This window comes from Pseudoalteromonas sp. MMG007 (assembly GCF_018100985.1).
GTDB lineage: Bacteria > Pseudomonadota > Gammaproteobacteria > Enterobacterales > Alteromonadaceae > Pseudoalteromonas.
In genome coordinates, this window is record NZ_JAGJEI010000001.1 from 606,539 (window position 1) to 632,951 (window position 26,413).

The following is a 26,413-nucleotide window of genomic DNA, read 5'->3' on the forward strand; positions in this document are numbered from 1 at the left end:
TGATGAACGATATTTCTTTTTTGGCTACTACCGAGCAAGACCCTTTATTAGCCGTTAGAGACGGTAACTTGGCTAAAAGTGAAAATGACTCAGGTGCTGAATTTTTAAGCCAACTCCACAATGCACATGACTCTATTGAGCTTGAAAAAAAAGGCAATGAAAAACCTCAGGCTGAAGCTGAAAACTCTATTGCCGCTACTAAACATAAACAGCCACAAGAAAGTGAAGCTCAAAATGAAGAGCAAAACACAAAGTTGGCTGATGAAGATGCGGTTATAGTATTTATGTCTGGTGATAACATGCTTGCGCAAATTAACTCTGCACAAACCATGAACACATCTGTTAATAAACCTGCCGACACATTAAACAACACAGAGCTAAAAAATTCTTTACACTCTTTAGTTACTAAAAGCGGTGATGAATCACCTTTAATGCAAAATACAAGTTCTGCGATTGTCGGTTCAGAGACTACCCCATCAGATGACTCGCAAAGTGGTGGCGAAAATACTTTTTTACTCAATGAAAATAAGCACTACAAAAGTACTTTAGCGCAAGCCATAGAAGGGCAATTTTCAGATAATAAAAAGCCTATACAAGATAAAATTGAAGTAAACCAATCACCTAAAGTAGCTTCTGAAAATGGACAAAGTACAGCATCAACTAACTTATTAGCTAAAGAGATGGGATCAACTGCTGCTGATAAAGTGATTGCGAGTTTAACCTCTGAGCAGCGCTTGCAACTTAATACACAAGCTCAAGCAATAACAAATTCTAGTTCGAGTAATGTAAGTAATACTTCAAGTTTAAAAGAAATGCTTGCGCAATTTATTACAGATAATGAACAAACTCAAAGTACAGCCGTAAAGCAAAGTGTAAGTTCAGAAATTAATACGCTCAATACAAGTGAAAAACAAGCATTATTAACACAATTAAACGCATACATTAAAACAGAGCAGCCCCAGGGTGAGCAGTTGAAAGCCCTTAAGCAAACGGTTAGTGAACTTGAAGCGTCCATTGAAATAAAGTTAGTTGATAGTGCTAAAATCAAGCCAAACACATTTGTTGCCGGTGAAACACCGAATACGGTAAATACAGTTGCTCAGGCTAGCTCAAAATCGGTAAATAAAGCGGATGCCGAAGTAAACAAAATTACAGTGTCAAACGATGATGATTTAGCTAAGCAATTGGAGCAACTTTCCAAAGAAGGGCTTAAAAGTACAACAGCGGAGCAAAGCTCACCTCGTGTAGCACAAATATTTACTCAACTTACGGCTGCGTTTAATACAGTGCAAGCTAATAGTACCGGCTTATATGAAGGGCTTAACTATGATCAAGGGCTTGCAGATACACAGCTTTTGCAAAGCCAGCAATTACAAAGCGCGGCACAGGTAAAGCAAGTAAGTATTGACCCTGATGTTATGCAAGCAATAAACATTGTAAAAAGTGATGCAGCTAAACTTTTGCAAGAGCGAGTAAGCTCTATGCTCAGCATTAATAATAAAGAGGCTGAAATACGCCTAGATCCACCTGAAATGGGCAGTATGCAAATACGGATTAGAAGTGATGCAGAACAAGCTCAAATTAATTTTGTAGTGCAAAACCAACAGGCTAAAGAAGCGCTTGAACAGTCAATGCCACGCCTACGTGAGATGTTAGCTCAGCAGGGATTAGAGCTTGGCGAGAGTACTATTTCTTATGGGCAATCGGGCGGTGAAAATCCGGATCAAAGTGATGGCGGTACTCAAGCGGGGTTAGCTAATAACGAATCGGTTAATGGTGAAAATGACGAGCAAGCAAACAGTGTTTCACAAAGTTCTCGACAACAAAGTTCATCATCAATAGATTACTATGCCTAAGTACTGCTATTATAACAATTAAAACAAGCAAGTACCTTTGCAAATAAAGGAATCATTATGGCTGAAGAAGCAAGTTTAGAAATAGAAGAAACCGGTAAAAGTAAAAAGAAGCTAATTATTATAATAGCGGCTGTTGTACTGATTGCTGGTGGCGTTGGTGGTTACTTGTTTATGTCGGGTTCAGATGCGCCTGTTGAAACACTCGATGAAGAAACGGCTATGTCTGAGGAGGCTCCTGCAGTTTCTAGTTCTTCAGCTCAAATGGGGAGTGCTTTGTATGTTGCTATGCCTAGGCCTTTTGTATTTAATGTTCCAGGCTCAAGCCGCGATAGAATTGTTCAAGTAAAAGTGCAATTATTAGTACGTGGTGATGTAAACGAAGAGACCGCTAAAAAGCATATTCCACTTATTGAAGGTACCTTGTTAAGCGTGTTCTCTACTACAACTGCCGATGAACTAAGCACCAGTGCAGGCAAGGAAACACTACGTTTTTCAGCGCTAGAAAAAGTACAAACAGCTTTAAACGATGTTGAAGGCAGCAAAGTAATTGAGCGGGTATTGTTTACCGGCTTTGTGATGCAATAAGGGGTTAGTGTGAGCGATTTATTATCCCAAGATGAAATTGATGCGCTATTACACGGTGTTGATGACGTTGAAGAGGAAGATATACACGAAGGTGAAGATGGCGGAGGAAGTACGCTTCAGTACGACTTTTCTTCGCAAGATCGGATCGTGCGTGGTCGCATGCCGACACTGGAAATTGTTAATGAGCGCTTTGCTCGTCACATGCGAATCAGCTTATTTAATATGATGCGCCGCACCGCTGAGGTGTCGATTAACGGCGTCCAAATGATTAAGTTTGGCGAATATATCCATACTCTATTTGTCCCTACTAGCTTAAATATGGTGCGTTTTAGACCTCTAAAAGGCACAGGCCTTATTACCATGGAAGCACGACTTGTGTTTATTTTGGTAGATAACTTTTTTGGTGGTGATGGGCGTTATCATGCAAAAATTGAAGGCCGCGAATTTACCCCAACCGAGCGCCGAATAGTGCAAATGCTGCTTAAAATAATTTTTGAAGATTATAAAGAAGCGTGGGCACCGGTTATGGACGTGTCTTTTGAATACCTCGACTCAGAGGTAAACCCTGCAATGGCCAATATTGTAAGCCCAACAGAAGTTGTGGTTATTAGCTCTTTTCATATTGAGCTTGATGGCGGCGGCGGCGACTTTCATATTGCACTTCCTTATTCAATGCTTGAGCCTATTAGAGAATTACTCGACGCCGGTGTGCAATCAGATACTGAAGACACCGACCTACGTTGGAGTAAAGCGCTTCGCGATGAGATTATGGATGTTGAAGTTGATATGTCGACTCAGCTTCTTGAAGTCGATCTTTCTCTTAAGCAAATTATGGAGCTTAAAGCGGGTGACATTATACCGGTAGAAATGCCGGAGCATATTACAGTATTTGTTGAAGAGCTTCCTACCTTTAGGGCCAAAATGGGCCGCTCTCGCGATAATGTTGCGCTACAAATTAGTGAAAAAATTAAACGACCTGATTCAGTTAAATCTGAGCTGCATGTATTTACCAAAGGCGGCAAGAAAATTGACTCAGATGCAGAATTAGCAGAACTAGAAGATGATTTACACCTTTCTGACGGTGTAGACTTAGACTGGTAATTGATTTAAAAGGTTAAAAGTATGAGCGATGATCAAGATACAATGGATGAATGGGCAGCAGCACTAGCTGAGGCTGAGGGCACTGATGAAGGCGCAGAAGCGCAAGTAGCCGAGCTTGATGAATTAAGTGATTCTAAACACGAAATGAGTGGCGAAGAAAAACGCAAACTCGATACTATTTTAGATATACCTGTCACTATTTCTATGGAAGTTGGGCGCTCTAAAATTAATATTCGTAACTTACTTCAGCTAAACCAAGGCTCTGTTGTAGAGCTTGACCGTGTTGCTGGTGAGCCGTTAGATGTACTAGTAAATGGTACGCTCATTGCGCACGGTGAAGTCGTTGTAGTAAATGATAAGTTTGGTATTCGCTTAACTGATGTTATTAGCCAAGTAGAGCGGATCAAAAAGTTACGATGAACACGTTAGTAGCTTTAACGAATTCGGTTTTTACAAAAGCAGATGCGGTAACACCTACCGGAGATATTCTCTCTATGGTGTTGTCGTTAATAATGGTGCTAGTGCTGATTATAGTACTGGCATTTTTTGTTAAAAAGCTTAATCCCAATTTAGCAAATAGTGATGAGTTTAAAGTAGTGCGAAGCTTACCATTGGGCTCTCGTGAGCGCTTAATAGTTGTTGAAATAGATAACGCACAGCATTTATTAGGTGTAACTCCGCACAGTATTAATTATTTGCATAAGCTAGAAACCCCATTAAGTGAAAAAGAATTACCTGAGCTTGCAAAGCGATTTGGTAAGCTTTTAAACACACAATCAAACCAAAATAAAAAGAATTAAACCTATGACAAAGTGGCTGCTTATTATTTTTGCCATGGTATTTGTACCAAATGTAAGTGCAGAGGGAATTGATGCGCTGACTATTACCACAAATGCCGACGGTACTCAGGATTACTCGGTAACATTACAAGTTTTAGCCATTATGACGGCGCTGAGTTTTATACCAGCAGCCATCATTATGATGACCTCTTTTACCCGCATTATTGTAGTACTTGCTATTTTGCGCCAAGCAATTGGTTTGCAGCAAACGCCATCAAACCAAGTGCTACTGGGTATGTCGTTATTTTTAAGTATTTTTATAATGTCGCCGATTTATCAGCAAGTGAATGAGCGAGCCATTGAGCCTTACTTAAACGAGCAGGTTACCTCGGTACAAGCGCTAGAACTTGCAAAAGAACCAATGAAAGCATTTATGCTCTCGCAAGTGCGCCTAAAAGACTTAGAAACATTTGCCAAAATAGCGGGTTACGATCAGTTAGATTCACCTGAAGATACACCGCTAATAGTACTTATACCTGCTTTTGTAACCAGCGAGCTGCAAACTGCTTTTATAATTGGGTTTATGTTTTTCATCCCATTTTTAATAGTTGATTTAGTTGTGGCTTCGGTTCTTATGGCGATGGGTATGATGATGCTATCGCCAATGATTGTATCTTTACCATTTAAAATAATGTTATTTGTATTAGTTGATGGTTGGAGCTTAGTAATGGGCACTTTAGCTAAAAGTTTTGGCTTAGGGACTTAAAATGCAAAGTTTAGCTGTAATACAAAAATAGGAGTACAACATGGAACCGGAAATTTTTGTTGATATTCTAAGTGACGCGTTATTTTTAGTGATTAAATTGGTGTCTGCAATCGTTGTCCCAGGTTTAATTGTGGGTTTAGTGGTTGCTGTATTTCAAGCTGCAACTTCAATAAACGAACAAACACTAAGCTTTTTACCTCGCCTATTAATTACAATTAGTGCACTTATAGTGGGAGGCCATTGGCTAACGCAAGAGCTAATGGACTTTTTCACCCGCTTAGTTTTGCTTATTCCTGAAATTGCAGGTTAACTGTGGAATATCCATTTGCCGTTATTATTCAGTGGTTAAGCGACTTTTTATTGCCGTTAGTGCGCATAAGCTCGATGATCATGATAATGGCGGGCTTAGGTGCTAAAAATGTACCTACTCGAATTAAAATGGGCTTAGCGGTTGTTGTTACGTTTTTAGTGGTACCCGTATTACCGCCCGCTACATTTACTAACTTATTCTCATTTGAAATGATTTTAGTGGTTATTCAGCAAATGTTGATAGGCGTTGCTATTGGCTTTGCATCAACCCTTTTATTAAATACGTTTGTTTTAGCGGGCCAAATACTCGCAATGCAAACCGGTTTAGGTTTTGCCTCTGTTATCGACCCCTCAAATGGTGCGAGCGTACCGGCAGTCGGTCAATTTTTTCTGATTTTAGCCACTCTCTTATTTTTTGTTTTTAATGGCCATTTAATGATGATTCAAATGGTGGTGCATAGTTTTCAGGTGTTGCCAATTGATGGTAATTGGTGGTCTGTTGATCATTATTGGGACATAGTAACGTGGGGCGGGTGGATGTTTACAACTGCTTTGGTGTTGTCTCTTGCGCCATTAACCGCAATGCTCGTTATTAATATGTCCTTTGGTATTATGACGCGTGCAGCCCCTCAATTGAATATTTTCTCTATTGGTTTTCCGTTCACCTTAGTGGCTGGGCTTATTATTATTTGGGCTACGCTGGGCAATTTTGTGACTCAATTTGAGTTTCAATGGCTTAAAATGGTTGAGCTAATGTGTACTTTAGTTGGCTGTTCGCCCTAGGAGGAAATAATGGCAGAAGATTCCGGGCAAGAAAAAACAGAAGAACCCACATCCAAAAAATTGGATGAGTCTAAAAAGAAAGGCCAAATAGCCCGCTCAAAAGAGTTAGGGACAATGTTTGTACTTATATTTTCAGCTATTTCTTTATTAATGTATGGGCCTGAAATTGGTAAAGGTTTATACAACGTAATGGGACGAACCCTAAGCTTAAACCGAAATGAAGCGTTTGATACGACAAAAATGTTTGCGGTGTGGGGTGAAGTAGCCGATGCCTTAATGTTCCCAATGGCAATGTTTGTATTAATTATCGTGCTTGCTGCATTTATTGGTAATACCTTACTAGGTGGCTTTAACTTTAGCTGGGAAGCTGCTACACCTAAGGCTAGTAAAATGTCGCCAATGAAAGGCTTTAAACGTATGTTTGGCCCTCAAGCCGGTGTAGAACTTGTTAAGTCGTTATTAAAGTTTGGCTTAGTGGCTACTATTGCTGTTTTTTTAATTAATACTTATTTTGATGAAATCCTTCATTTAAGTTTAGAAAGTGCGCCCAGTAATATAATCCACGCGCTAGAAATTTTAGGGTGGATGTTTTTAGGCCTTTCATGCACTTTAATTGTGATTGCCGCGATAGATGCGCCATTTCAAAGTTATAACCATAACAAACAACTTAAAATGACCATGCAAGAGGTTAAAGACGAATATAAAAACTCTGAAGGTGATCCACAAATTAAAGCGCGTATTAGGCAAACGCAAAGGCAAATGTCGCAAAATAGAATGATGCAAGATGTCCCAGATGCCGATGTTATTGTTACTAACCCTACGCATTATTCTGTAGCGTTAAAATACGATACCGAGCGTGCAGGCGCGCCTATTGTGCTTGCCAAAGGCGCAGATGAAATGGCAATGCAAATTCGTAAAGTTGCAATAGGTAACGAAGTTCCCATCGTGGAGTCGCCAATGCTAACCCGTGCGCTTTATCATACCGCTGAGGTCGGCGATCAAATACCCGATCAATTATTTACCGCTGTTGCGCAAGTTTTGGCGTATGTATTTCAGCTTAAACGTTTTAATAAAGGGCGTGGCAAACGTCCTGTTCCACTTAATAAAAAACTCCCAATTCCAGATGCTTACAAGTATTAGTCGTTAAGATTATAACTTGGAATAGTTATTGCAATTTCAGCGTAGTGTCAATTTTTTGAAATTGTAGATTTATGGATTTTAAAGCTGTATTACAACAACTTAATAAAGATAAAAAAGAGTACGCCAAAGGCGTAGGAACACCATTGTTGGTGTTAGCTGCGCTTGGTATGGTTATTTTACCGCTCCCACCTTTTCTTCTCGATATACTCTTTTCGTTCAATATAGCACTTGCTTTAGTTGTGCTGCTTGTGACCGTTTATACAATGAAGCCCGTTGAGTTTGGTATGTTTCCGGCCGTGCTCCTTATTGCAACCATAATGCGACTCGCCCTAAACGTTGCCAGTACCCGTGTAGTATTACTTGAAGGACATAACGGTGGCGACTCTGCAGGTAAAGTAATTGAGGCTTTTGGCTCGGTGGTTATTGGCGGTAATTACGCCGTTGGTTTAGTGGTTTTTTTAATTCTGATTATTATTAACTTTGTAGTAATAACTAAAGGCGCAGGTCGAATATCTGAAGTGTCAGCACGTTTTACTCTTGATGCCATGCCAGGTAAGCAAATGGCTATAGATGCAGACTTAAATGCTGGTTTTATTAGTGCAGAGCAAGCGCGAGATCGTCGTGAAGAAGTTACTCGCGAAGCTGATTTTTACGGTTCTATGGATGGTGCTAGTAAATTTGTTAAAGGCGATGCAATTGCTGGTATTGTTATATTAGTTATCAATATAGTGGGTGGCTTATTTGTAGGTATGATCCAACACAATATGAGTTTTGGCAATGCAATGGAAGTGTATACATTACTGACTATTGGTGATGGCCTAGTTGCCCAACTTCCTTCTTTACTTCTTTCAATTGGTACCGCAATTGTTGTAACGCGTCAAAATGAATCGCTTAATATGGGCGATCAATTTAAGAAGCAACTTGGTAACGAAAAGTCATTATTTATTGCATCAGGTATTTTAATTGTAATGGGGCTTGTACCCGGTATGCCTCACTTAGCCTTTTTGAGCCTAGGTGGTTTATTAGGTTATGTAGCGTATTACACCCAACAAAGTAAATTAAAAGCAGCCGCTTTAGAGGCTGAAGCAGCTGCTAATGGAAATAACCCAGCAACAGGCGTTGCTAATAAGCAAGAGCAAAAAGAGCTTGGTTGGGATGACGTTCAACAAATTGACGTCATAGGCCTAGAAGTAGGTTACAGATTAATACCATTAGTTGATCAGTCACAAGGTGGCGAGCTACTAAACCGTATTAAAGGCGTGCGTAAAAAGCTTTCTCAAGAGCTTGGGTTTTTAGTGCCACCTGTACATATTCGCGATAATTTAGAGCTAGATCCAAATGCTTACAGAATCACGTTGATGGGTGTATCTACTGGAGAGAGTGAACTTAAGCATGGTGACGAACTTGCTATAAATCCTGGTCAAGTATTTGGGCCAATTAAAGGTGTTGACACAAAAGATCCTGCATTTGGACTTGATGCTGTTTGGATTAAGCCCGATCAAAAAGATGAAGCTCAATCTCTTGGTTACACTGTTGTTGATTCTGCCACCGTTGTTGCGACGCATATAAGCCAGTTACTTACAAATAGCGCTGCATTATTACTAGGACACGAAGAGGTTCAAAACCTACTTGATATGCTTGCTAAAAGTCACCCTCGCTTAGTTGAAGGGCTAGTGCCAGATGTATTGCCATTAACTGTAATTGTAAAAGTACTGCAAAATTTATTAAACGAAGGTGTTGCTATTCGCGATATGCGCTCAATTGTACAAACCCTTGTTGAATATGGCCCGCGAAGCCAAGACCCTGATGTTTTAACGGCTGCGGTGCGCATTTCTCTGCGTAGATTAATTGTTCAAGACGCAGTGGGTATGTCATCAGAAATCCCTGTCATAACCTTGGCGCCTGAGTTGGAACAGATGTTGCATCAGTCATTACAAAATGCAGGCGACGAAGGTGCCGGTATAGAACCAGGACTTGCAGAGCGACTTCAAGTGTCATTAACCGAAGCGCATCAAAATCAAGAAATGGCTGGTGAACCTTCGATATTGCTAACGTCAGGAATGTTACGCACTGTGTTATCTCGTTTTGTTAAGTACACAATACCTGGTTTAAAGGTAATGTCTTATCAAGAGGTACCAGATGAAAGACAGATCAAGATTGTAAGCTCGGTAGGCCAACAATAAGATTTTAACAGGGGTTAAACCATGAAGATTAAACGTTTTTTTGCTAAAGATATGCGCACAGCACTTAAAGAAGTTAAAGAAGAGTTAGGTGTTGATGCGGTTATTATGTCAAACAAGAAGCTTGCTAACGGTGTAGAAATTGTAGCAGCGGTTGATTATGACAAAGCAGCCCCTAAAGTAGCTTCGCAGCCTCAAACAGAGCAAAATACGCGTGCTCAAGCTCCACAGCAAAGTATGCATAATTTTGTAAAGCCAGAGCCACAGCGTGCTAAACCAGAACCGCAAGCAAAAGTTGCAGATAGTTTACAAGCGTTACTAGAGCGTCAGTCTCCACGACCTCGCTCTCCAGAGCTTGCTTCAATGTTTTCACAATCGGGTATTGATACTACCGACAACTACCAAGAGCCTGTAGCCAAAGCGCGTCCTACTGAAAATATGTTTGCACGTGATGATGTAGCTTCGTCGCGTCCGCATACCCAAGCCGATAGCTTAGGGTTTGACGATTTAGACCGTGATTTTGATGATTTAGAAGCGCCTGTAAATTCTCGCCCACAAACTAAAAAAAATGAAAGCGAAGAAATGACAAATATGCGCGAAGAAATGAATGCAATTCGTCAATTACTTGAGCACCAAGTATCGGGTCTAATGCAACAAGATATGGCGCGTCGCGATCCTACACGCGCATGTATGGTTGACCGTTTAGTCGGTATGGGGATAGATAAAGAAGTTGCTCAGCAAATGGCGTGTTTTGTGCCTGACGATGTATCTCGTCAACAAGGTTGGAAAGCATTATTAACTATGGTCGAAGACCAAATGCAAACAACGAACAACGAAATACTTCGCCAAGGTGGTGTTTATGCATTAGTTGGCCCAACAGGTGTTGGCAAAACAACAACTGTAGCTAAACTTGCAGCTTTAGGTGCTCAAAAATATGGTGCTGATAAAGTAGCACTAATTACAACTGATACTTACAGAATTGGTGCTTATGAGCAGCTTGCCACATACGGACGAATCATTGGTTGTGGAGTTAAACAAGTAAAAGATGCGAATGAATTGGCTGAAGTTTTATATCATTTACGTAATAAACGTCTAGTATTAATTGATACAGCAGGTATGAGCCAGCGAGACTTGCGTTTAACTGAGCAGTTAAATACATTAATGCGTAATCAACGCGTTGATATTCGTAGTTACTTAGTATTAAGTGCAACAGCACAAATTAATGTACTTCAAGAAACTGTACGTCACTTTAAAAAAGTACAGTTAAGTGGTTGTATTTTCACTAAGTTAGACGAGTCTTTAAGTTTGGGGGAAATTATTAGTATTGCGATTCAAAATCGCCTCCCAATAGGGTATCTTACTAACGGACAACGAGTACCAGAAGATATTCGAGTTGCAAATGCTGAGAAACTAGTTAAAAAGGCTGAGCAATTGTATTTAAAAAGAATAAAAGCACAACATTCAAGGCACCAAGCAGTGGCGTCGAGCACAGTAGGGATGTATGATTAACACAGTATTAGATCAAGCAAGCGGCCTGCGCAAAATGAGTCAAAACAATAACAACGGCGTAAAAGTTATCGCTGTAACTGGTGGCAAAGGTGGAGTAGGGAAGACAAATGTTTCTCTGAATACTGCTATTGCATTAGGGCAGCAAGGTAATCGAGTCTTAGTACTTGATGCCGATTTAGGCTTAGCAAATTGTGATGTGATGCTTGGTTTGCGCGTTGAGCGTAATTTGTCACATGTTTTATCTGGTGAATGTGAGCTGGATGAGATTTTAGTTGAAGGGCCTGCTGGCATAAAAATTGTACCCGCTACGTCGGGCTCGCAAAGCATGGTTGAACTATCACCATCAGAACATGCTGGCTTAATACGTGCTTTCAGTGAACTTAACACTGAGTTTGATATTTTAATTGTAGATACTGCCGCCGGTATCTCAGACATGGTACTAAGCTTTTCTCGTGCGGCCCAAGATGTCATGGTTGTAGTTTGTGATGAACCAACATCAATAACGGACGCATACGCATTAATTAAAGTTTTAAGCCGTGAGCATGGTGTTTATAAATTTAAAATTGTTGCAAATATGGTCCGCAGTATGCGAGAAGGCCAGGAGTTATTTGCAAAATTATCTAAAGTTACAGATCGTTTTTTAGATATATCAATGGAATTGGTTGCAACTGTTCCATATGATGAAAATATGCGTAAATCGACGCGTCGTCAAAAAGTAATTGTAGAGCTTTTCCCGAATTCGCCAGCAGCCCTTGCATTTAAAACGTTGGCAACAAAAGCAGTAAAATGGCCAATACCAAACCAACCATCTGGGCACTTAGAGTTTTTCATTGAAAAACTAGTAAACGGCTAATTATGACAACATTGGTGAATAGAGCTATGGGATATCAAACAACACAAAACTTAAATGTGATTGTTGAAAAGCATGCATCGCTTGTAAAAAAAGTGGCATGTCATCTAATTGCTCGATTACCACCAAGTGTTCAACTTGATGACTTAATTCAATCAGGAATGATAGGTTTAATTGAAGCTTCAAAAAACTTTGATGCAGCCAAAGGAGCTAGCTTTGAAACCTTCGCAGGAATACGAATACGCGGAGCTATGCTCGATGAAATGCGCAGAGGGGATTGGGCTCCTCGCTCAGTACACCGTAAAAGCAGGCAAGTAGCTGAGGCTATCACAGAACTTGAAAACAGCTTAAACCGTGAACCAACAGATATAGAAGTTGCTGAAAAACTTGAAATTTCGTTAAATGAGTACCATCATATTTTAAACGATGTTAACGCAAGTAAAGTTTTAGGTATTGAAGACCTTGGTGTTGACGAAGATGTAATTGCTCCTATAGGGCAAGATTTATCGCTAGACAAACCTTTTAATAATGTTAAAAATGAACGGTTTAATGCATCTTTACTAAGTGCTATAAAGTCTTTACCAGAGCGTGATGCAATGGTGCTTTCTTTGTACTATAACGATGAAATGAATTTAAAAGAAATAGGGCATATACTCGATGTAAGTGAATCGCGTGTAAGTCAAATACATGGTCAGGCCATGATTAAGCTTAAAGCTAAAATCAATGACTGGATAAATTAGTAGTAAGTAAACTAAGGTTAAAACCTCACTGGAGGATGTTTTGGATAAAAACATGAAAATTCTTGTTGTTGATGATTTCTCAACGATGAGACGTATTATAAAAAATCTGTTACGTGATTTAGGCTTCACTAACGTTCAAGAGGCTGATGACGGCTCTACGGCTTTGCCTATGCTACAAAATCAAGTCTTTGATTTCGTAGTTACAGATTGGAATATGCCTGGTATGCAAGGTATTGACCTATTAAGAGCGATTCGTGCGGATGATAAGTTAAAACATATCCCTGTACTAATGGTGACAGCTGAAGCGAAAAAAGAACAAATAATTGCTGCAGCTCAAGCAGGCGTTAATGGTTATATAGTGAAGCCTTTTACGGCTGGAACACTAAAAACAAAATTAGAAAAAGTATTTGAACGTTTAGGTTAACGATAGGGGAGAGGTTTATGCCAGCACCTGCTGCGCCTCAAATAACTTTAGAACAAGCTCGGCAACTCGTTGTTTTTTTAGAAAACGGTGAGCAAGAGAAAGCCAATCAGCTGATCTTAGAAACTGCTTCACAAGAGCAATCTGAATTATTTGCTGAAGTTGGAAAGTTAACCCGTCAATTGCACGAAGCGCTTAAAAGCTTTGAGCTTGATACTCGTTTAACTGACTTAACTACTGATGCTATCCCTGATGCTAAAAAGCGGCTAAATTATGTTATGGAAATGACAGAAAATGCCGCGAATAAAACGATGGATGCTGTTGAGGCAAGCTTGCCTATTGCTCAGCAATTAGCAGACGAAATATCTCATATCAAACCGACTTGGGATCGCTTAATGAGTCGCGAAATAGAGTTGGGCGAATTTAAGACGCTATGCCACAGCATCGATAAGTTTATGAATAACTCTCATCATAAAACCGATGAGTTACAGAGCTTAATGACCAACGTATTAATGGCTCAAGACTATCAAGATCTAACTGGGCAAGTAATTCGTCGAGTTATTGAATTAGTTAGAGAAGTAGAAGAGAGCTTACTGCATCTTTTAACTGCTTTTGCAGCGCAAGATGACAGCCCGGCTGAAACAATAGAACAAAAAACAGAAGAACCAGTTACCGCACAAACTTTAGCAGGTCCGGAAGGCCCAATTATTGATAAAGATTCGCGTAATGATGTTGTATCTGATCAAGATGAAGTCGATGATCTTTTATCAAGTTTGGGCTTCTAAGAGGAGAGTAACTGCATGAGCTTTGAAGTCGATGAAGATATTTTACAAGACTTTTTGGTAGAGGCTGGAGAAATCCTTGAGCTTTTATCTGAACAGTTAGTTGAGCTGGAAAATAACCCAGAAGACACCGAGCTACTAAATGCTATATTTAGAGGTTTTCATACCGTAAAAGGTGGTGCAGGCTTTTTAGCAATGACAGAGCTCGTTGATGCGTGTCATGGTGCAGAAAATGTATTTGATTTACTGCGTCAGGGAGTGCGAACTGTTAACTCCGAGTTGATGGATGTTATATTACAAGCACTTGATACCATTAATGAAATGTTTGCAACGATTCAAAATAGAGACAAACCTGAACCAGCAGACCCTCAATTACTCGAAACACTTCACATACTTGGTTTACCACCAACAGAGGCTGAATTAGCTGGTGAAGCATCTCAGCCTGAACCTGAGCCTCCTCAAGGTGAATCTCCAGAATCTAATGCTGTAGATGAAGAAGACCCATTTGCTTTTGACGAAATGTTTAGTGGTGCCCCTAGTGCAGCTGATTCACAGATAGATGAAATTACCGAAGACGAATTTGAAAACCTACTTGATGAATTACATGGTAAAGGACAAGTTCCTGTAGCGGAGGAGTCAACACCAAGCGATGCTGATATTAGCGGTGATATAACAGATGATGAATTTGATAGTTTATTAGATGAATTACACGGTGTTGGCAGCTTTGGTGCGGGAGCAAGTTCAGAGTCTGAAAAAAGTAAATCTGAACAACCGCCTAAAGTAGAAGCTAAAGCGCCTCAAAGCGATGCTAATTCATCTTCAGATGATGAAATTAGTGATGATGAGTTTGAAGCGCTTCTTGATGAGCTTCACGGTAAAGGGACTGCTCCTAAATCAGCAGAAAGCGTACCAGCTGCAAAACAGCCTGAGCCTGTTTCACCGCCAGCTGCAAAAAAATCAGAGCCTGTTAAAAAAGCTGAACCAGCTAAAGCCTCTACACCAAAATCAGTTGAAAAAGTGCCAGAAAAACCTGTCGCCAAAGCTGCACCTGCGGCTCCTAAAAAGGCAGCACCACCGCCAGCTGAGACAACTGTTCGTGTAGACACAAAACGCCTTGATCAAATTATGAACATGGTGGGTGAGTTAGTGCTTGTTCGAAACCGCTTAGTGAGTCTTGCAACTAATTCTGATAGCGAAGCCATGGGTAAAGCAATTTCTAATCTTGATGTGGTAACTGCTGATATTCAAGGTGCAGTTATGCAAACAAGAATGCAGCCCATCAAAAAGGTATTTGGTCGCTTCCCTCGTGTTGTTCGTGATTTGGCACGAAGTTTAAATAAAGATATAAACCTACAACTTGTTGGTGAAGAAACTGATTTAGATAAAAACTTAGTTGAAGCGCTTGCCGACCCTCTTGTGCATTTGGTGCGTAATTCAGTTGATCATGGTATTGAAATGCCTGCTGATCGTGAAGCTGCGGGTAAACCGCGTACAGGTAATGTTACTTTATCAGCATCGCAAGAAGGCGATCATATTTTGTTAACCATTAAAGACGATGGTGCTGGTATGGATGCTGAAAAACTCAAGAAAATTGCGATTAGTAAAGGTGTTCTCGATCATGACCAAGCGAGTCGACTTTCTGACACCGAAGCTTACAACCTAATTTTTGCTCCAGGCTTTTCTACTAAAGAAGAAATTTCAGATATTTCTGGCCGTGGTGTAGGGATGGATGTAGTAAAAACTAAAATCACTCAATTGAATGGTTCGGTTAGCATACAGTCTGAGTTAGGTGTAGGTACCATTTTAGAAATAAAAGTTCCTCTAACCTTAGCTATTTTACCTACCTTAATGGTTATTGTTGGGGCACAAACATTTGCCTTACCACTGGCTGGGGTGAGTGAGATATTCCATTTAGATTTAACTAAAACAAATGTTGTCGATGGTCAATTAACAATAATTGTGCGTAAAAAAGCGATTCCGTTATTTTATCTAGAGCATTGGCTTGTTAAAGGTGCTGATCGTTCTCTGCGAAAAGCGCAAGGACATGTTGTTATTGTTCAAATTGGCACGCAGCAAGTTGGTTTCGTTGTAGATTCATTAATAGGCCAAGAGGAAGTGGTAATTAAGCCGCTTGATGCCTTACTTCAAGGTACGCCAGGCATGGCTGGCGCTACAATTACATCAGATGGTGGTATTGCACTTATACTTGATGTACCAAGCATGTTAAAACATTACGCAGGCTAACAATAATGCAGGTATGTAGTACATACCTGCATATAAACCTAATAAGAGAGCTAAATGGCCGTTAAAGTTTTAGTTGTTGATGATTCAAGCTTTTTTCGCCGCAGAGTAAGCGAAATACTTGAGCAAGATAGCGACATACACGTTATAGGTTTTGCTGTAAATGGCAGAGAAGCTGTAGATAAAACAGCGCAGCTACGCCCTGATATGATTACTATGGATGTAGAAATGCCAGTGCTTGATGGCATTAGTGCAGTGAAAGAGATAATGGCGAGTAATCCAACGCCAATATTAATGTTTTCTTCGTTAACGCGAGATGGCGCAACGGCGACTCTAGATGCACTAGATGCTGGCGCTATGGATTTCTTACCAAAAAAATTCGAAGATATTGCGCGTAATAACGAAGATGCTATTAAATTACTACAAACAAAAGTAAAAGAAATAGGCAGAAGGCGCGCACCAAGAGCGTTTAAGCCAGCACCTTCAAGTAAGCCAGTAGAAAGGTCAGCGCCTGTAAGCTCTAGCCTTTCTGGGGCAAGTACTGTCAAGCAGCCTGATAGAAGCTTTCAGCGTACAGCTCCTATAAAAAATTCTTCAAGTAGTGCATCAATACGAGCAAGTGGTAAGCAATATCAACTTGTCGCGATAGGTACATCTACAGGTGGCCCTGTAGCTCTACAAACCATTTTAACTCAGTTACCTGCTAATTTCCCTCACCCAATTTTACTTATTCAACATATGCCTGCAGCTTTCACGCCAGCATTTGCTGCACGCCTTAATGGATTGTGCCAAATTAAAGTAAAAGAAGCTCAACAAGGTGACCGATTACAGCCTGGGACGGCATATTTAGCACCTGGTGGGCAACAAATGATGGTTGAAGGGCGCGGCTCAAATAGAACATTGCGTGTATTTGAAGATAACAGCGAACGCATAAGTTACAAACCTAGTGTTGATGTTACTTTTGCTAGTGCAGCAAAGGCTTATCAAGGTGATGTGCTGGCTATTGTTTTAACCGGCATGGGCGCAGATGGGCGTGATGGTGCAAGAATGTTGAAGCAAACCGGCGCCACAATTTGGGCTCAAGATGAAAAAAGCTGCGTAGTTTATGGTATGCCACAAGCTATCGCAAACGCAGGGCTTGCAAGTGAAAACTTAGCGCTTGATGACGTTGCTATGAGAATCAAAAGAGAGATTGGGTGTGGATAAGCTCTCAATACTCGGGTTAGTTGTCGCGCTTGGTGCAATAGCTTTTGGGTATTCTTTAGAGGGCGGTGTTGTATCTGCTCTTTTTAATGGGCCTGCATTAATTATTGTATTAGGCGGTACTATTGGTGCGGTTATGTTACAAACCTCAGGCAGTACATTAAAAAAAATGCTGAATATGACTAGCTGGGTTTTTGTTGCTCCTCACTATGATATCGATGAAGCGATAGAGCAAGTTAAACGCTGGTCTTATAAAGCTCGACAAGAAGGTTATTTAGTGCTTGAAAACGAAGCACTAACACACTCAGACGCTTATGCTGCAAAAGGTTTAAGCTTACTGATTGATGGCTGTTCAGAGAAAAAGCTGCGCGACACTCTCGAAATTGATTTACTGCTTGAACGTGATCGCTTATTAGAAGCAGCTCGTGTTTATGATGCCATGGGGGGGTACAGTCCTACCATTGGCATTTTAGGCGCTGTGCTTGGCTTAATACAGGCAATGTCTTTTATTACTGAACCACAAATGTTGGGCGCAGGTGTCGCTACTGCCTTTATAGCGACAATTTATGGAGTTGGACTCGCTAATTTACTGTTTTTACCAATGGCAAATAAGCTTAAGCAGCGAGTTGAGCAAAAGATGCTATATCATGAAATGCTTGCTGAAGGTGTGATTGCTATAAGCGTTGGCGAAAGTCCTATGAATATAGAATTAAGGCTTGAAGCTTATCGTGTTGAGCGTCCTAATTTAGTGGATGCGTAATTATGCTACGTAGGCGTCTTCGCTATTCAGCTGCTAAAGACCAACACACAGAGCGTTGGCTCGTGTCATATGCTGATTACATGACCATAATGTTTGCTTTTTTTGTAGTGCTATACGCTATTGCCATTAATAAAGAAGAAAGTTTTCAGGTTTTATCTGACTCACTTGGACATGTTTTTGATAAATCGGCACGCCAATTTTCGCAGCAAGGTGAAGGTGTTAACGGCAATGGAATCTTGACCGATAGAGTGACACCTGAGCTGGAAGTTCTCTATGGTGAAAGTATTCAAAAGCAAGAACAAGGCCCTGAACTTCTTGATGGGCAAAGCGATACAAGTAATATCCAGCAAAAGTACTTGGGGAAACCCCTTGATAATCTTTTAACTAAATTGCAGTCAGCACTAATTGATGAAATCCGTAATGGCGAGGCTAGCCTAGAGCTAAATCAGGATTGGTTAATTATAGAGCTTAGCTCTGGAATGCTGTTTTCAAGTGGAAGCTCAGTTGCGCACTCAAGAGCAAAACAAGTAGTTAAAATAGTTAAAGATATTATTGCTCCTGTAGATAATTATGTACGAGTGCGCGGTTATACTGACGATGAAACTATTCGTAATGAAATTTTCCGCTCAAACTGGGAGCTGTCAGTTGCCAGAGCCACTTCTATTTTAATGGAACTTGAGGCGCTTGGAATTAACTCTGCGAGAATGGCTATAGAGGGATATGGTCAATACGCTCCGTTTGCAGATAACAGTACTGCCGAAGGGCGGGCTGAAAACCGTAAAGTTGTAATTGCACTTTCTAAGTATGGCCTACCGCCTGAAAAAGAAGTTAAAAAAGGTGGGCAAGAAAGTGAGCCTGTAGCGATAGAGCCAGAAGTCGAGTTATCTTCTGACGACGATACTATAAAAATAATTCGACTGCCTCATGGTGGTATTCGCATAACTACACGCAATGAATGATAATTAGGACACAATGTGAAGATTTGGACTGTCGCAAATCAAAAGGGTGGGGTTGGAAAAACAACCACTGCTGTTAGTCTTGCTGGTATTTTAGCTTTACAGGGTAAACGTGTGCTGCTTATAGATACGGATCCTCATGCATCGCTCACATATTATTTTGGTATAGACTCTGAAGACTTAGAAGTCAGCGTGTACGATATTTTTGCACGTGGTACGAGCATGCAAAGCGAAGAAATACTTCAAGCATTATGCCCATCAACTCTCGAAAATCTAGATATTTTACCTGCAACAATGGCGATAGCTACGCTTGATAGAAGTATGGGTAACAAAACGGGAATGGGGTTAATATTAAAAAAATCGCTTGCAAAAATAAGTGAACATTATGACTATGCCATTTTAGATTGCCCTCCTGTTTTAGGAGTGTTGATGGTTAACGCATTAGCTGCAAGTGAGCGTATTTTAGTCCCGGTACAAACTGAGTTTCTAGCGCTTAAAGGGCTTGATAGAATGATGCGTACAATGGAATTAATGCAAACCTCTCAGGCGAAAGATTATCAATATACTATAATCCCTACTATGTATGATAAGCGTACTAAAGCATCACTAGAGGCCTATAAAACATTACAAAATACATACACTAATAAAGTATGGCCGGGTGTTATTCCGGTGGATACTAAATTTAGAGATGCAAGCTTAGCGCAAAAAGTGCCAATAGAATTTTGCCCTCGCTCGCGTGGTGTGTTTGCATATAAGGCTCTATTGGAGTATTTAATTGAACAAGGTTAATGAATGAGTAAGCAATTATTTGCTAATGAAAAAGTGATGAAACAATACCTAGGGGCTTTGCTTTGTGAAGATGAGCCTGTAGATAATCTTGAGCCAGTAGCAAAGTTACTCGAGCAGCTCCCTGATGGCACAGAGCCTGAGCAAGTTCATTTAAAACCTAAAGAGCAATTAAAAGCAGCAGAAAAAGTATTCGATCAAGATTTACTCGCATCAGATGTGAAGCCAATATCTGATACCGAAAATGTTAGTGAGGTTGTTAGTAACAAAAATGTAGAAGCAACCACTACCGTACTTGAAAGTACTGAGCCGCAGCTTTCAATTGATGGTAAGGCTGATTATTTTGATGGTGAGTTTCAGGCATTATTTTTTGAAGTGGCAGGGCTCACACTTGCTGTGCCATTAAAGGCATTAGGCGGTATTCATCAATTAGGTGAAGTAAATCATTTGTTTGGCAAACCAAAGTGGTTTAAAGGTGTCATGCTTAACCGAGAGGAGAAACTCAACGTTGTTGATACTGCTCGATGGGTAATGCCAGAGAAGTACGATGAAAAATTAGAAGCGTCATTAGATTATCAATATTTAATTACACTAGGTGATAGTCAGTGGGGTTTATTAGCTGAAAAATTGATAAATAACATTACATTGAGTAAAGAAGATGTAAAATGGCGTACAGACCAAAGTAAGCGTCCATGGCTTGCGGGTGTTATAAAAGAGAAAATGTGTGCTTTAATTGATGTAGACAACTTAAATATATTATTAGAGAAAGGCTTAGACAGCCGTCAGTAGTAATGACCATTACGGGGTAATAGCATGAATCAAGATAAATTACTGTCAGCAAACAAAAATGCAGATAATAATGATGAAATTTTACAGTGGGTTACGTTTAAGCTCGAGGAAGAAACCTACGGCGTAAATGTAATGCAAGTACAAGAGATACTTCGTTACACAGAAATAGCTCCGGTACCGGGTGCACCTTCATATGTTATTGGTATTATTAACCTGCGCGGGAACGTGGTAACAGTTATTGATACTCGCTCTCGTTTTGGCTTACCAGCAGCCGATACTACTGATAATTCTCGAATTCTGATTATTGAAGCAGAAGAGCAAGTCATTGGAATTTTAGCCGATAGCGTATCTGAAGTTGTTTATTTGCGAAGCTCTGAAATAGACAGTGCACCTAATGTAGGTACCGAAGAAAGTGCTAAGTTTATTCAAGGTGTTTGTAATCGCGATAATGAATTACTTATATTAGTTGATCTAAATAAACTACTTAGTGATGATGAATGGGATGAGTTAAGCGATATATAAGCTTTACCAAATATATTATGCTGTTACTAAGTATAGCTATATCGGCGCTAGCGGTAGGTCTTATATCGCTGGCGTTAATTATTGCATTAAAAAATAAACACACTGCAGAAATCGATTCCATTTCGCAGCAACTTAAAGAATCCTCTGAGCAAACTCATATTTTAAGAAGTGAAGTGTCCGAGTTAAGAACTGGATTGCTGAGTATTGGTAAGCGAGTACTTCAAGTTGAACAACAAAACCAAGATTTAATGCAGCAACAAGCGGCTCAAAAGTACGATGATCCCGATGCTAAAATCTACTCCCGTGCTGTGAAAATGGTTGAGCTCGGTGCTGATTTAGAAGAAGTGATACGCGAATGCGAATTACCAAGAGCTGAAGCTGAATTACTTTTTTCACTCCATAAACAAAAAGGCGCATAGCGCCTTTTTAACACACATATATACTACTTTTTAAAAACTATATCTCACACCAAACATTGCCACTACAGGGTCTAGCTCTACCGTTGAGGTAAGTGCTTTTGCACTATTAGCGTATACCGTTGCATCAGTATCAATATCCATAAGCGATACCATGGCGTGCAAGCCCCAGTTTTTATCAATTTTATAGTTAGCGCCTACTTGAGCTACAAAACCAAAAGAATCATCTAATTTTACTTCTACATCATCTGTGCCCAGGGTTGTTTTAAGAGCTTGAGATGGCTGTTCGTCAAAAAATACAGTGTAGTTTATACCCACACCTACAAAAGGTCTTAGCGCATAACTCGTATCTAAAAAGTGGTATTGAGCGACAAGTGAAGGTGGTAATTGTTTTATATCCGCAATTTTATTACCAGCCAAGCCACCAGCGCCATTTACATCGTGAGAAAATGGTGTAGCTGCTATAAGTTCTAGCACCCATTTGTCGTTAAATGCGTAATCGATAGTAATACCTAGTTGTGTATCTGAATCGCCTTTAAGGCCCAACGTTGGCGCTTCGTTAATTGCTGAGCTGCTGTTGTCAGGGTTAACGTTAATAGCGCCAACATTTACGCTAAAGTTAGCGTGTGCAGCTGGAGAGAGTGCGAGTAAAGAAGTAAGTAATGCAATGCTAATTTGAGTTTTCATGCTGTTCTCCGAGAACGACTTTTTAATTGCCGCTATTATTGACGAATAAAAAATTTAAAAACCTGTTCTAGATCAAAGTTTCAAAAATGTTTGAACCTTGTGAAGCACTTTATTGATTTAGATTAATTTTAGCGTTATTCGTTAATCGCAAATATTGACATTTTATTTTGCTCATCGTCACAAGAATGTATTAGGGCTGACATAGGGGAGTCATAAAACCACGTTGTAATAAAAGCTTCTTAGGCTACATAGTATATTTAATATGTTTTTAGCGGCGCTCGAATCACAAATAAAACACACAGATAGTAAAGCCGATGTTGTAGAGTACCTACAGACGCTCATTCGCTTTAAATCAGTAACACCTGAGCAAGCGGGTGCAATAGATTGGCTAATTAAGCAATTAACAGAGCTGGGCTTTAATTATGAAAAATTTACTATAAATGGCGTAACAAACTTAATAGCGAGTATTAAATTTAAAGAAGGTCCGATCATTGCTTTCTCTGGCCATATTGATGTTGTACCAGCAACAGGTGGCGCGTGGTTAAGCCCTCCTTTTGAAGGTAAAATAGTAAATGGTGCTATTTTTGGCAGAGGTGCTGCTGACATGAAGGGCGGTGTAGCGGCGATGCTAAGCGCTACAAAAAATTTAATTGCTAATACATCTACAAAAGTAGGCACACTTTATTGGCTTATTACGTCTGATGAAGAAGGTGAAGCTGAGTTTGGCTCTTTAGAAATAGCAAATAGGTTAACTAAGCAAGGCATTGTATTAGATGGTTGTATTGTAGGAGAGCCTACAAGCTCAATACAAGTTGGCGATACAATTAAAAACGGACGCCGTGGCGCGCTCTCTGCGCGTATAACCGTAAGAGGTAAGGCTGGGCATGTCGCGTATCCTCAAAATACACTTAATGCCGCGCATTTGGGCGCAAAAATAGTAAATTTGTTAAGTGAGCAAGTTTGGTTTCTAGATGAAGCAAGTTCTAAAACAACACTGCAAGTAACAGGTATAAATATAAATAACGTGGTTGATAATTTAGTACCTAGTGAGTGCGAAATTACATTTAATGTACGCTATAGTCACTGTTATAACAGTATGGCTGTTAAAGCATTATTACTAAATACATTAAATGAGTTTTTAGAAAAAATATCTATCATATGGGAGCGTCCATGCGAGCCGTACTACACCAGCGCTAATAATAACGGGTGCTTAATAGCGCAAGTAGAGGAGGCCATTTATGAGCAAACAGGTAGTTACCCTCTTTTAAGTACCAGCGGTGGCACATCAGATGGGCGTTTTTTTGCAAATAACCACACCCAAGTAATAGAGTGCGGTGTACTAAATAAGACGATTCACCAAGTTAACGAGCATGTTTCAATTAATGATTTAATTAAGATTGAGGGTATTTACACTAATCTATTATCGCGCATTTTTATAAACGAAAACTAACAGCGAGTACATGCTGGTAGTTATGCTAATGCTTATTAACCTAGGTAACGCTTTGCTTTGTTATCTTTCACGTTTTGCATATCCACGAGTACTAGTCCATCGATACAATTATTAAAATCGGGATCGATGCTAAAGCTTAAAAACTTTACCCCGCCAGGCTTACAAAGCTCAGTATATTGTTTGAATAAAGTAGGTACTTGCACGCTCATATTTGCAAGAACGTGTTTAAGCTCTACAAAGTCTTCTTTTACGTCGTTACCACTAAAAACAGTATTACATTGTGTGAGCTCTTGCTCGCTAGGTTTAAATTCATTATTAGGGCTTGCAAGCGCTTCATCAGTTTTATAATAGTGTTGGTAATAATGAACTAACATGGCTTTTGCTTGATCTGGTAACGTATTTGGAACGCTTACAGCGCCAAATAAGTAACGGTATTGCGGATAGTTTTTAACAAAAGCACCAATCCCATACCACAGATAATCTAAGCTTTTTCGCCCCCAATATTTAGGTTGTACAAAGCTTCTGCCTAACTCTATGCCTTGTTCTAAATAGGGTTTCATAGCATCGGTATAGCTAAATAAGCTGTCGGTGTATAAACCTTCTCTGCCATGCTTATCTATAATATCTTTTGCATATGCAAGCCTATAAGCACCTACAAGCTCTAATTGAGTGGGATCCCAAAGTACCAAATGTTGATAGTCAATATCGTATTTATCTATGTCGCGGCGTTTACCACTTCCTTCGCCCACGGCTCTAAAGGCAATTTCTCTAAGGCGGCCAAGCTCTCTAAATATGGGTGAACTACCTGTATATTGGTATAGGTAGATATGCATACCATCTAGGGTTTTACCCAGTAACTCACATTGTTCTATGGCTTTTTTAAGCTCTTTTCTGCACTCAGGCACTGCAATGGGAGTTTGTGTTTTAAGTGGTAATGTTTTTTTAGTGGTAAGACGATATAACTGTTTGCGAATTAGGTTTACAACCTCTTTGTCTTTTAAGTTCTCTATTAAATATGACTCTGGAGGGATTGAGGCACCTATTTCAAACTCCAATGATTTTTGACGTTGTTTAAACATTTCTTTTACTAATAGTAAGCTTGCCAAAGGCTTATAAATCATCGAAGTGCCATAAAACAGAGGACTGTTCTTAGCTTTAATATAAATAGGTAGAATAGGGCAGTTAGCTTTTTTTGCCATGCGTAAAAAGCCACTATTCCATTTGCAGTCCTTTATACCAGTTGGCCCTAAACGAGATACTTCACCAGCAGGAAAGATGAGCAGGGCTCCTTCGCTTTTTAAATGATTTTGTATATTGTTTAGCTCTTGTTTTTTACTCATTCCAGATAAGTTATCTACAGGCAGTAAAAGCGAGTGCATCGGCGTTACCGACATAAGCATACGGTTAGCTACTACTTTTAAATCTTGCCTAACACCTGAGAGCACTTTAATGAGCGCTAATGCGTCTAATGAGCCAATAGGGTGGTTAGCAACAATGACTAACTTACCTTCTGTTGGTATATGCTCTATTTGCTTTGGTTTATAACGAGTATCAAAATTGAGCTCATCAAGCACTTGCTCGACAAATTCTAATCCTTGTAGATGAGGATATGCATCGCCAAAAGCAACAAACTCTTGTTCATGTAGCAAATAACCAAGGCCTTTTTTTACTAACCCTTTTACCTTTGGAGAGTTATCTAGTTGTGGTAAATTTGCAGCAATTACTTTATCAACACTTATCATATTAACCTCATCTTCAATTTGGCCTATTCGCCATATCTATAAGATTAAAAAAAGGGTGTGACAATTACTTTGCAGTTGTGTGACTTTTTAAAGTGTTAGTTTATAAACTTTGTATTGCTAGGAGAATTTATGTCGGTATTAGTGGCTATAACTGGACGAGATAACACAAAACTAATAACCAAGTTACAACAGCGTTTGCCTAATACCCTGATAGAGCAATGGCCCGCGTGTAAAAATGTAGAAGGTGTTGAATTTGTACTTGCTTGGAATGCACCTGAGGCTATGTGGCAACAGCTACCTAATTTAAAAGCTGTGTCGTCATTTGGTGCCGGTGTAGACAGTATAGACTTAACTCTTTTAAATGATAAGGTTGACGTTGTTCGTATTGTTGATGAGCAACTTGCAAAGGATATGGCTGAATATGTGCTAACACATGTGTTAGCTCAAAAGCTTCGTTTAAAAGAGTATTACTTAAAACAAGCGCAGCAAACGTGGAAACCAAAACGCGCATTCAAAAATAAGCATGTTGGTATTCTTGGCTACGGAGAGCTAGGCAAGGCATGTGCACAAAAACTTATTAATAATGGCTTTAAGGTAAGTGCGTGGGCACAAAGTAGCAAAAATGTAATAGGTGTAGATATTTTTTATGCTGAGCAAGGGCTTAGCAGTATGCTTCCTAACGTTGATTACTTAGTATGTTTACTTCCTCTAACACAGGCAACGCAAGGTATTATTAATAGCTCCTTGCTATCTAAATTACCTGAACATGCTGTAGTTATTAATGTGGCTCGAGGAGGACATGTAGTAGAACAAGATTTATTAAACGCTTTAAATAATAATACGTTGCGCGGCGCAACGCTTGACGTATTTGAGCAAGAGCCGCTGCCACGAGAACACCCATACTGGTGTCATCCTAAAGTTACTCTAACTCCGCACTGTGCAGCATTATCTGATATTAATAGCGTAATAGATCAAATAGCAAAAAATATTGAATGCTTAAATCAGGGCGTTTCACTTAATAATACAATAGATAGAACTAAAGGTTATTAAGAGATAGCTA

General features: G+C 39.8%; 27 protein-coding genes. 25 read left to right on the plus strand and 2 right to left on the minus strand.

Annotated features, from left to right (window positions below; all coding sequences use genetic code 11):
- The first annotated feature begins 2 nt into the window (after positions 1-2).
- The 23 genes from J8L71_RS02880 to J8L71_RS02990 all read left to right on the plus strand — a co-directional run bounded on the left by J8L71_RS02880 (position 3) and on the right by J8L71_RS02990 (position 21,477).
- On the plus strand, positions 3-1,856 hold the full coding sequence (locus J8L71_RS02880) for a flagellar hook-length control protein FliK (RefSeq protein WP_210999186.1): 1,854 nt from the start codon (positions 3-5) through the stop codon (positions 1,854-1,856).
- Positions 1,857-1,913: 57 nt separating this feature from the next.
- Positions 1,914-2,441, plus strand: coding sequence for a flagellar basal body-associated protein FliL (gene fliL / locus J8L71_RS02885; protein ID WP_210999187.1), 528 nt, complete (start codon positions 1,914-1,916; stop codon positions 2,439-2,441).
- Between the two features lie 9 nt (positions 2,442-2,450).
- Positions 2,451-3,542, plus strand: coding sequence for a flagellar motor switch protein FliM (fliM, locus tag J8L71_RS02890; RefSeq protein ID WP_058548550.1), 1,092 nt, complete (start codon positions 2,451-2,453; stop codon positions 3,540-3,542).
- Between the two features lie 21 nt (positions 3,543-3,563).
- Complete coding sequence (gene fliN, locus J8L71_RS02895; protein ID WP_210999188.1) at positions 3,564-3,962, plus strand: flagellar motor switch protein FliN; 399 nt, start codon at positions 3,564-3,566, stop codon at positions 3,960-3,962.
- Positions 3,959-4,342 carry a flagellar biosynthetic protein FliO gene (gene fliO, locus J8L71_RS02900; protein ID WP_210999189.1) on the plus strand — a complete coding sequence of 128 codons (384 nt, stop codon included), beginning with the start codon at positions 3,959-3,961 and terminating at the stop codon, positions 4,340-4,342. Before fliN ends, fliO begins: the two co-directional genes overlap by 4 nt.
- 4 nt (positions 4,343-4,346) lie before the next feature.
- Positions 4,347-5,087: a flagellar type III secretion system pore protein FliP gene (gene fliP, locus J8L71_RS02905; protein WP_058548547.1), complete on the plus strand. Its 741-nt coding sequence runs from the start codon at positions 4,347-4,349 to the stop codon at positions 5,085-5,087.
- A gap of 40 nt (positions 5,088-5,127) precedes the next feature.
- Positions 5,128-5,397 carry a flagellar biosynthesis protein FliQ gene (gene fliQ / locus J8L71_RS02910; RefSeq protein ID WP_058548546.1) on the plus strand — a complete coding sequence of 90 codons (270 nt, stop codon included), beginning with the start codon at positions 5,128-5,130 and terminating at the stop codon, positions 5,395-5,397.
- 2 nt (positions 5,398-5,399) lie between these two features.
- Positions 5,400-6,179, plus strand: coding sequence for a flagellar biosynthetic protein FliR (fliR, locus tag J8L71_RS02915; protein ID WP_058548545.1), 780 nt, complete (start codon positions 5,400-5,402; stop codon positions 6,177-6,179).
- 9 nt (positions 6,180-6,188) lie between these two features.
- The gene (flhB, locus tag J8L71_RS02920) at positions 6,189-7,319 is read left to right on the plus strand and encodes a flagellar biosynthesis protein FlhB (protein WP_210999190.1); all 1,131 of its coding nucleotides are present in this window, start codon (positions 6,189-6,191) and stop codon (positions 7,317-7,319) included.
- 71 nt (positions 7,320-7,390) lie between these two features.
- Positions 7,391-9,502 carry a flagellar biosynthesis protein FlhA gene (flhA, locus tag J8L71_RS02925; protein ID WP_210999191.1) on the plus strand — a complete coding sequence of 704 codons (2,112 nt, stop codon included), beginning with the start codon at positions 7,391-7,393 and terminating at the stop codon, positions 9,500-9,502.
- A gap of 21 nt (positions 9,503-9,523) precedes the next feature.
- Positions 9,524-11,008 (plus strand): flagellar biosynthesis protein FlhF, encoded by a 1,485-nt coding sequence (flhF, locus tag J8L71_RS02930; protein ID WP_210999192.1) that lies wholly within the window; start codon positions 9,524-9,526, stop codon positions 11,006-11,008.
- On the plus strand, positions 11,001-11,861 hold the full coding sequence (locus J8L71_RS02935; RefSeq protein WP_104643107.1) for a MinD/ParA family protein: 861 nt from the start codon (positions 11,001-11,003) through the stop codon (positions 11,859-11,861). Before flhF ends, J8L71_RS02935 begins: the two co-directional genes overlap by 8 nt.
- A gap of 26 nt (positions 11,862-11,887) precedes the next feature.
- The gene (locus J8L71_RS02940; RefSeq protein WP_210999351.1) at positions 11,888-12,598 is read left to right on the plus strand and encodes an RNA polymerase sigma factor FliA; all 711 of its coding nucleotides are present in this window, start codon (positions 11,888-11,890) and stop codon (positions 12,596-12,598) included.
- A 40-nt stretch (positions 12,599-12,638) separates the two neighbouring features.
- A complete protein-coding gene (cheY, locus tag J8L71_RS02945) occupies positions 12,639-13,022 on the plus strand; it encodes a chemotaxis response regulator CheY (protein ID WP_008132609.1) in 384 nt (127 codons plus the stop codon).
- A gap of 17 nt (positions 13,023-13,039) precedes the next feature.
- The gene (locus J8L71_RS02950) at positions 13,040-13,804 is read left to right on the plus strand and encodes a protein phosphatase CheZ (RefSeq protein WP_210999193.1); all 765 of its coding nucleotides are present in this window, start codon (positions 13,040-13,042) and stop codon (positions 13,802-13,804) included.
- A gap of 15 nt (positions 13,805-13,819) precedes the next feature.
- Positions 13,820-16,045 carry a chemotaxis protein CheA gene (locus J8L71_RS02955; protein ID WP_210999194.1) on the plus strand — a complete coding sequence of 742 codons (2,226 nt, stop codon included), beginning with the start codon at positions 13,820-13,822 and terminating at the stop codon, positions 16,043-16,045.
- A 54-nt stretch (positions 16,046-16,099) separates the two neighbouring features.
- Positions 16,100-17,248 (plus strand): chemotaxis response regulator protein-glutamate methylesterase, encoded by a 1,149-nt coding sequence (locus tag J8L71_RS02960; RefSeq protein ID WP_210999195.1) that lies wholly within the window; start codon positions 16,100-16,102, stop codon positions 17,246-17,248.
- Entirely contained in the window at positions 17,241-18,005 is a 765-nt protein-coding gene (locus J8L71_RS02965; RefSeq protein WP_210999196.1) for a flagellar motor protein, read from the plus strand. The genes J8L71_RS02960 and J8L71_RS02965 overlap by 8 nt, the downstream gene beginning before the upstream one ends.
- A gap of 2 nt (positions 18,006-18,007) precedes the next feature.
- Positions 18,008-18,964 (plus strand): flagellar motor protein MotB, encoded by a 957-nt coding sequence (locus J8L71_RS02970; protein WP_210999197.1) that lies wholly within the window; start codon positions 18,008-18,010, stop codon positions 18,962-18,964.
- Between the two features lie 15 nt (positions 18,965-18,979).
- Positions 18,980-19,750, plus strand: a complete 771-nt coding sequence (locus J8L71_RS02975; RefSeq protein WP_210999198.1) for a ParA family protein — start codon at positions 18,980-18,982, stop codon at positions 19,748-19,750.
- A 3-nt stretch (positions 19,751-19,753) separates the two neighbouring features.
- Positions 19,754-20,536 (plus strand): chemotaxis protein CheW, encoded by a 783-nt coding sequence (locus J8L71_RS02980; protein ID WP_210999199.1) that lies wholly within the window; start codon positions 19,754-19,756, stop codon positions 20,534-20,536.
- Positions 20,537-20,560: 24 nt separating this feature from the next.
- Complete coding sequence (locus tag J8L71_RS02985; RefSeq protein ID WP_058548535.1) at positions 20,561-21,058, plus strand: chemotaxis protein CheW; 498 nt, start codon at positions 20,561-20,563, stop codon at positions 21,056-21,058.
- Positions 21,059-21,075: 17 nt separating this feature from the next.
- Positions 21,076-21,477: a DUF2802 domain-containing protein gene (locus tag J8L71_RS02990; RefSeq protein WP_210999200.1), complete on the plus strand. Its 402-nt coding sequence runs from the start codon at positions 21,076-21,078 to the stop codon at positions 21,475-21,477.
- Between the two features lie 30 nt (positions 21,478-21,507).
- Here the strand turns inward: J8L71_RS02990 and J8L71_RS02995 are convergent, their stop codons facing one another.
- Positions 21,508-22,161, minus strand: coding sequence for an OmpW family outer membrane protein (locus tag J8L71_RS02995; protein ID WP_210999201.1), 654 nt, complete (start codon positions 22,159-22,161; stop codon positions 21,508-21,510).
- A 262-nt stretch (positions 22,162-22,423) separates the two neighbouring features.
- On the opposite strand from J8L71_RS02995, the gene dapE reads away from it, so the two are divergent.
- Positions 22,424-23,611: a succinyl-diaminopimelate desuccinylase gene (gene dapE, locus J8L71_RS03000; protein WP_210999202.1), complete on the plus strand. Its 1,188-nt coding sequence runs from the start codon at positions 22,424-22,426 to the stop codon at positions 23,609-23,611.
- Between the two features lie 35 nt (positions 23,612-23,646).
- Here dapE and J8L71_RS03005 read toward each other — a convergent pair whose 3' ends face one another.
- The gene (locus tag J8L71_RS03005; RefSeq protein ID WP_210999203.1) at positions 23,647-25,353 is read right to left on the minus strand and encodes a lysophospholipid acyltransferase family protein; all 1,707 of its coding nucleotides are present in this window, start codon (positions 25,351-25,353) and stop codon (positions 23,647-23,649) included.
- Between the two features lie 129 nt (positions 25,354-25,482).
- Here J8L71_RS03005 and J8L71_RS03010 point away from each other — a divergent pair, with 129 nt between their 5' ends.
- On the plus strand, positions 25,483-26,403 hold the full coding sequence (locus J8L71_RS03010) for a glyoxylate/hydroxypyruvate reductase A (protein ID WP_210999204.1): 921 nt from the start codon (positions 25,483-25,485) through the stop codon (positions 26,401-26,403).
- The last annotated feature ends 10 nt before the right edge of the window (positions 26,404-26,413 follow it).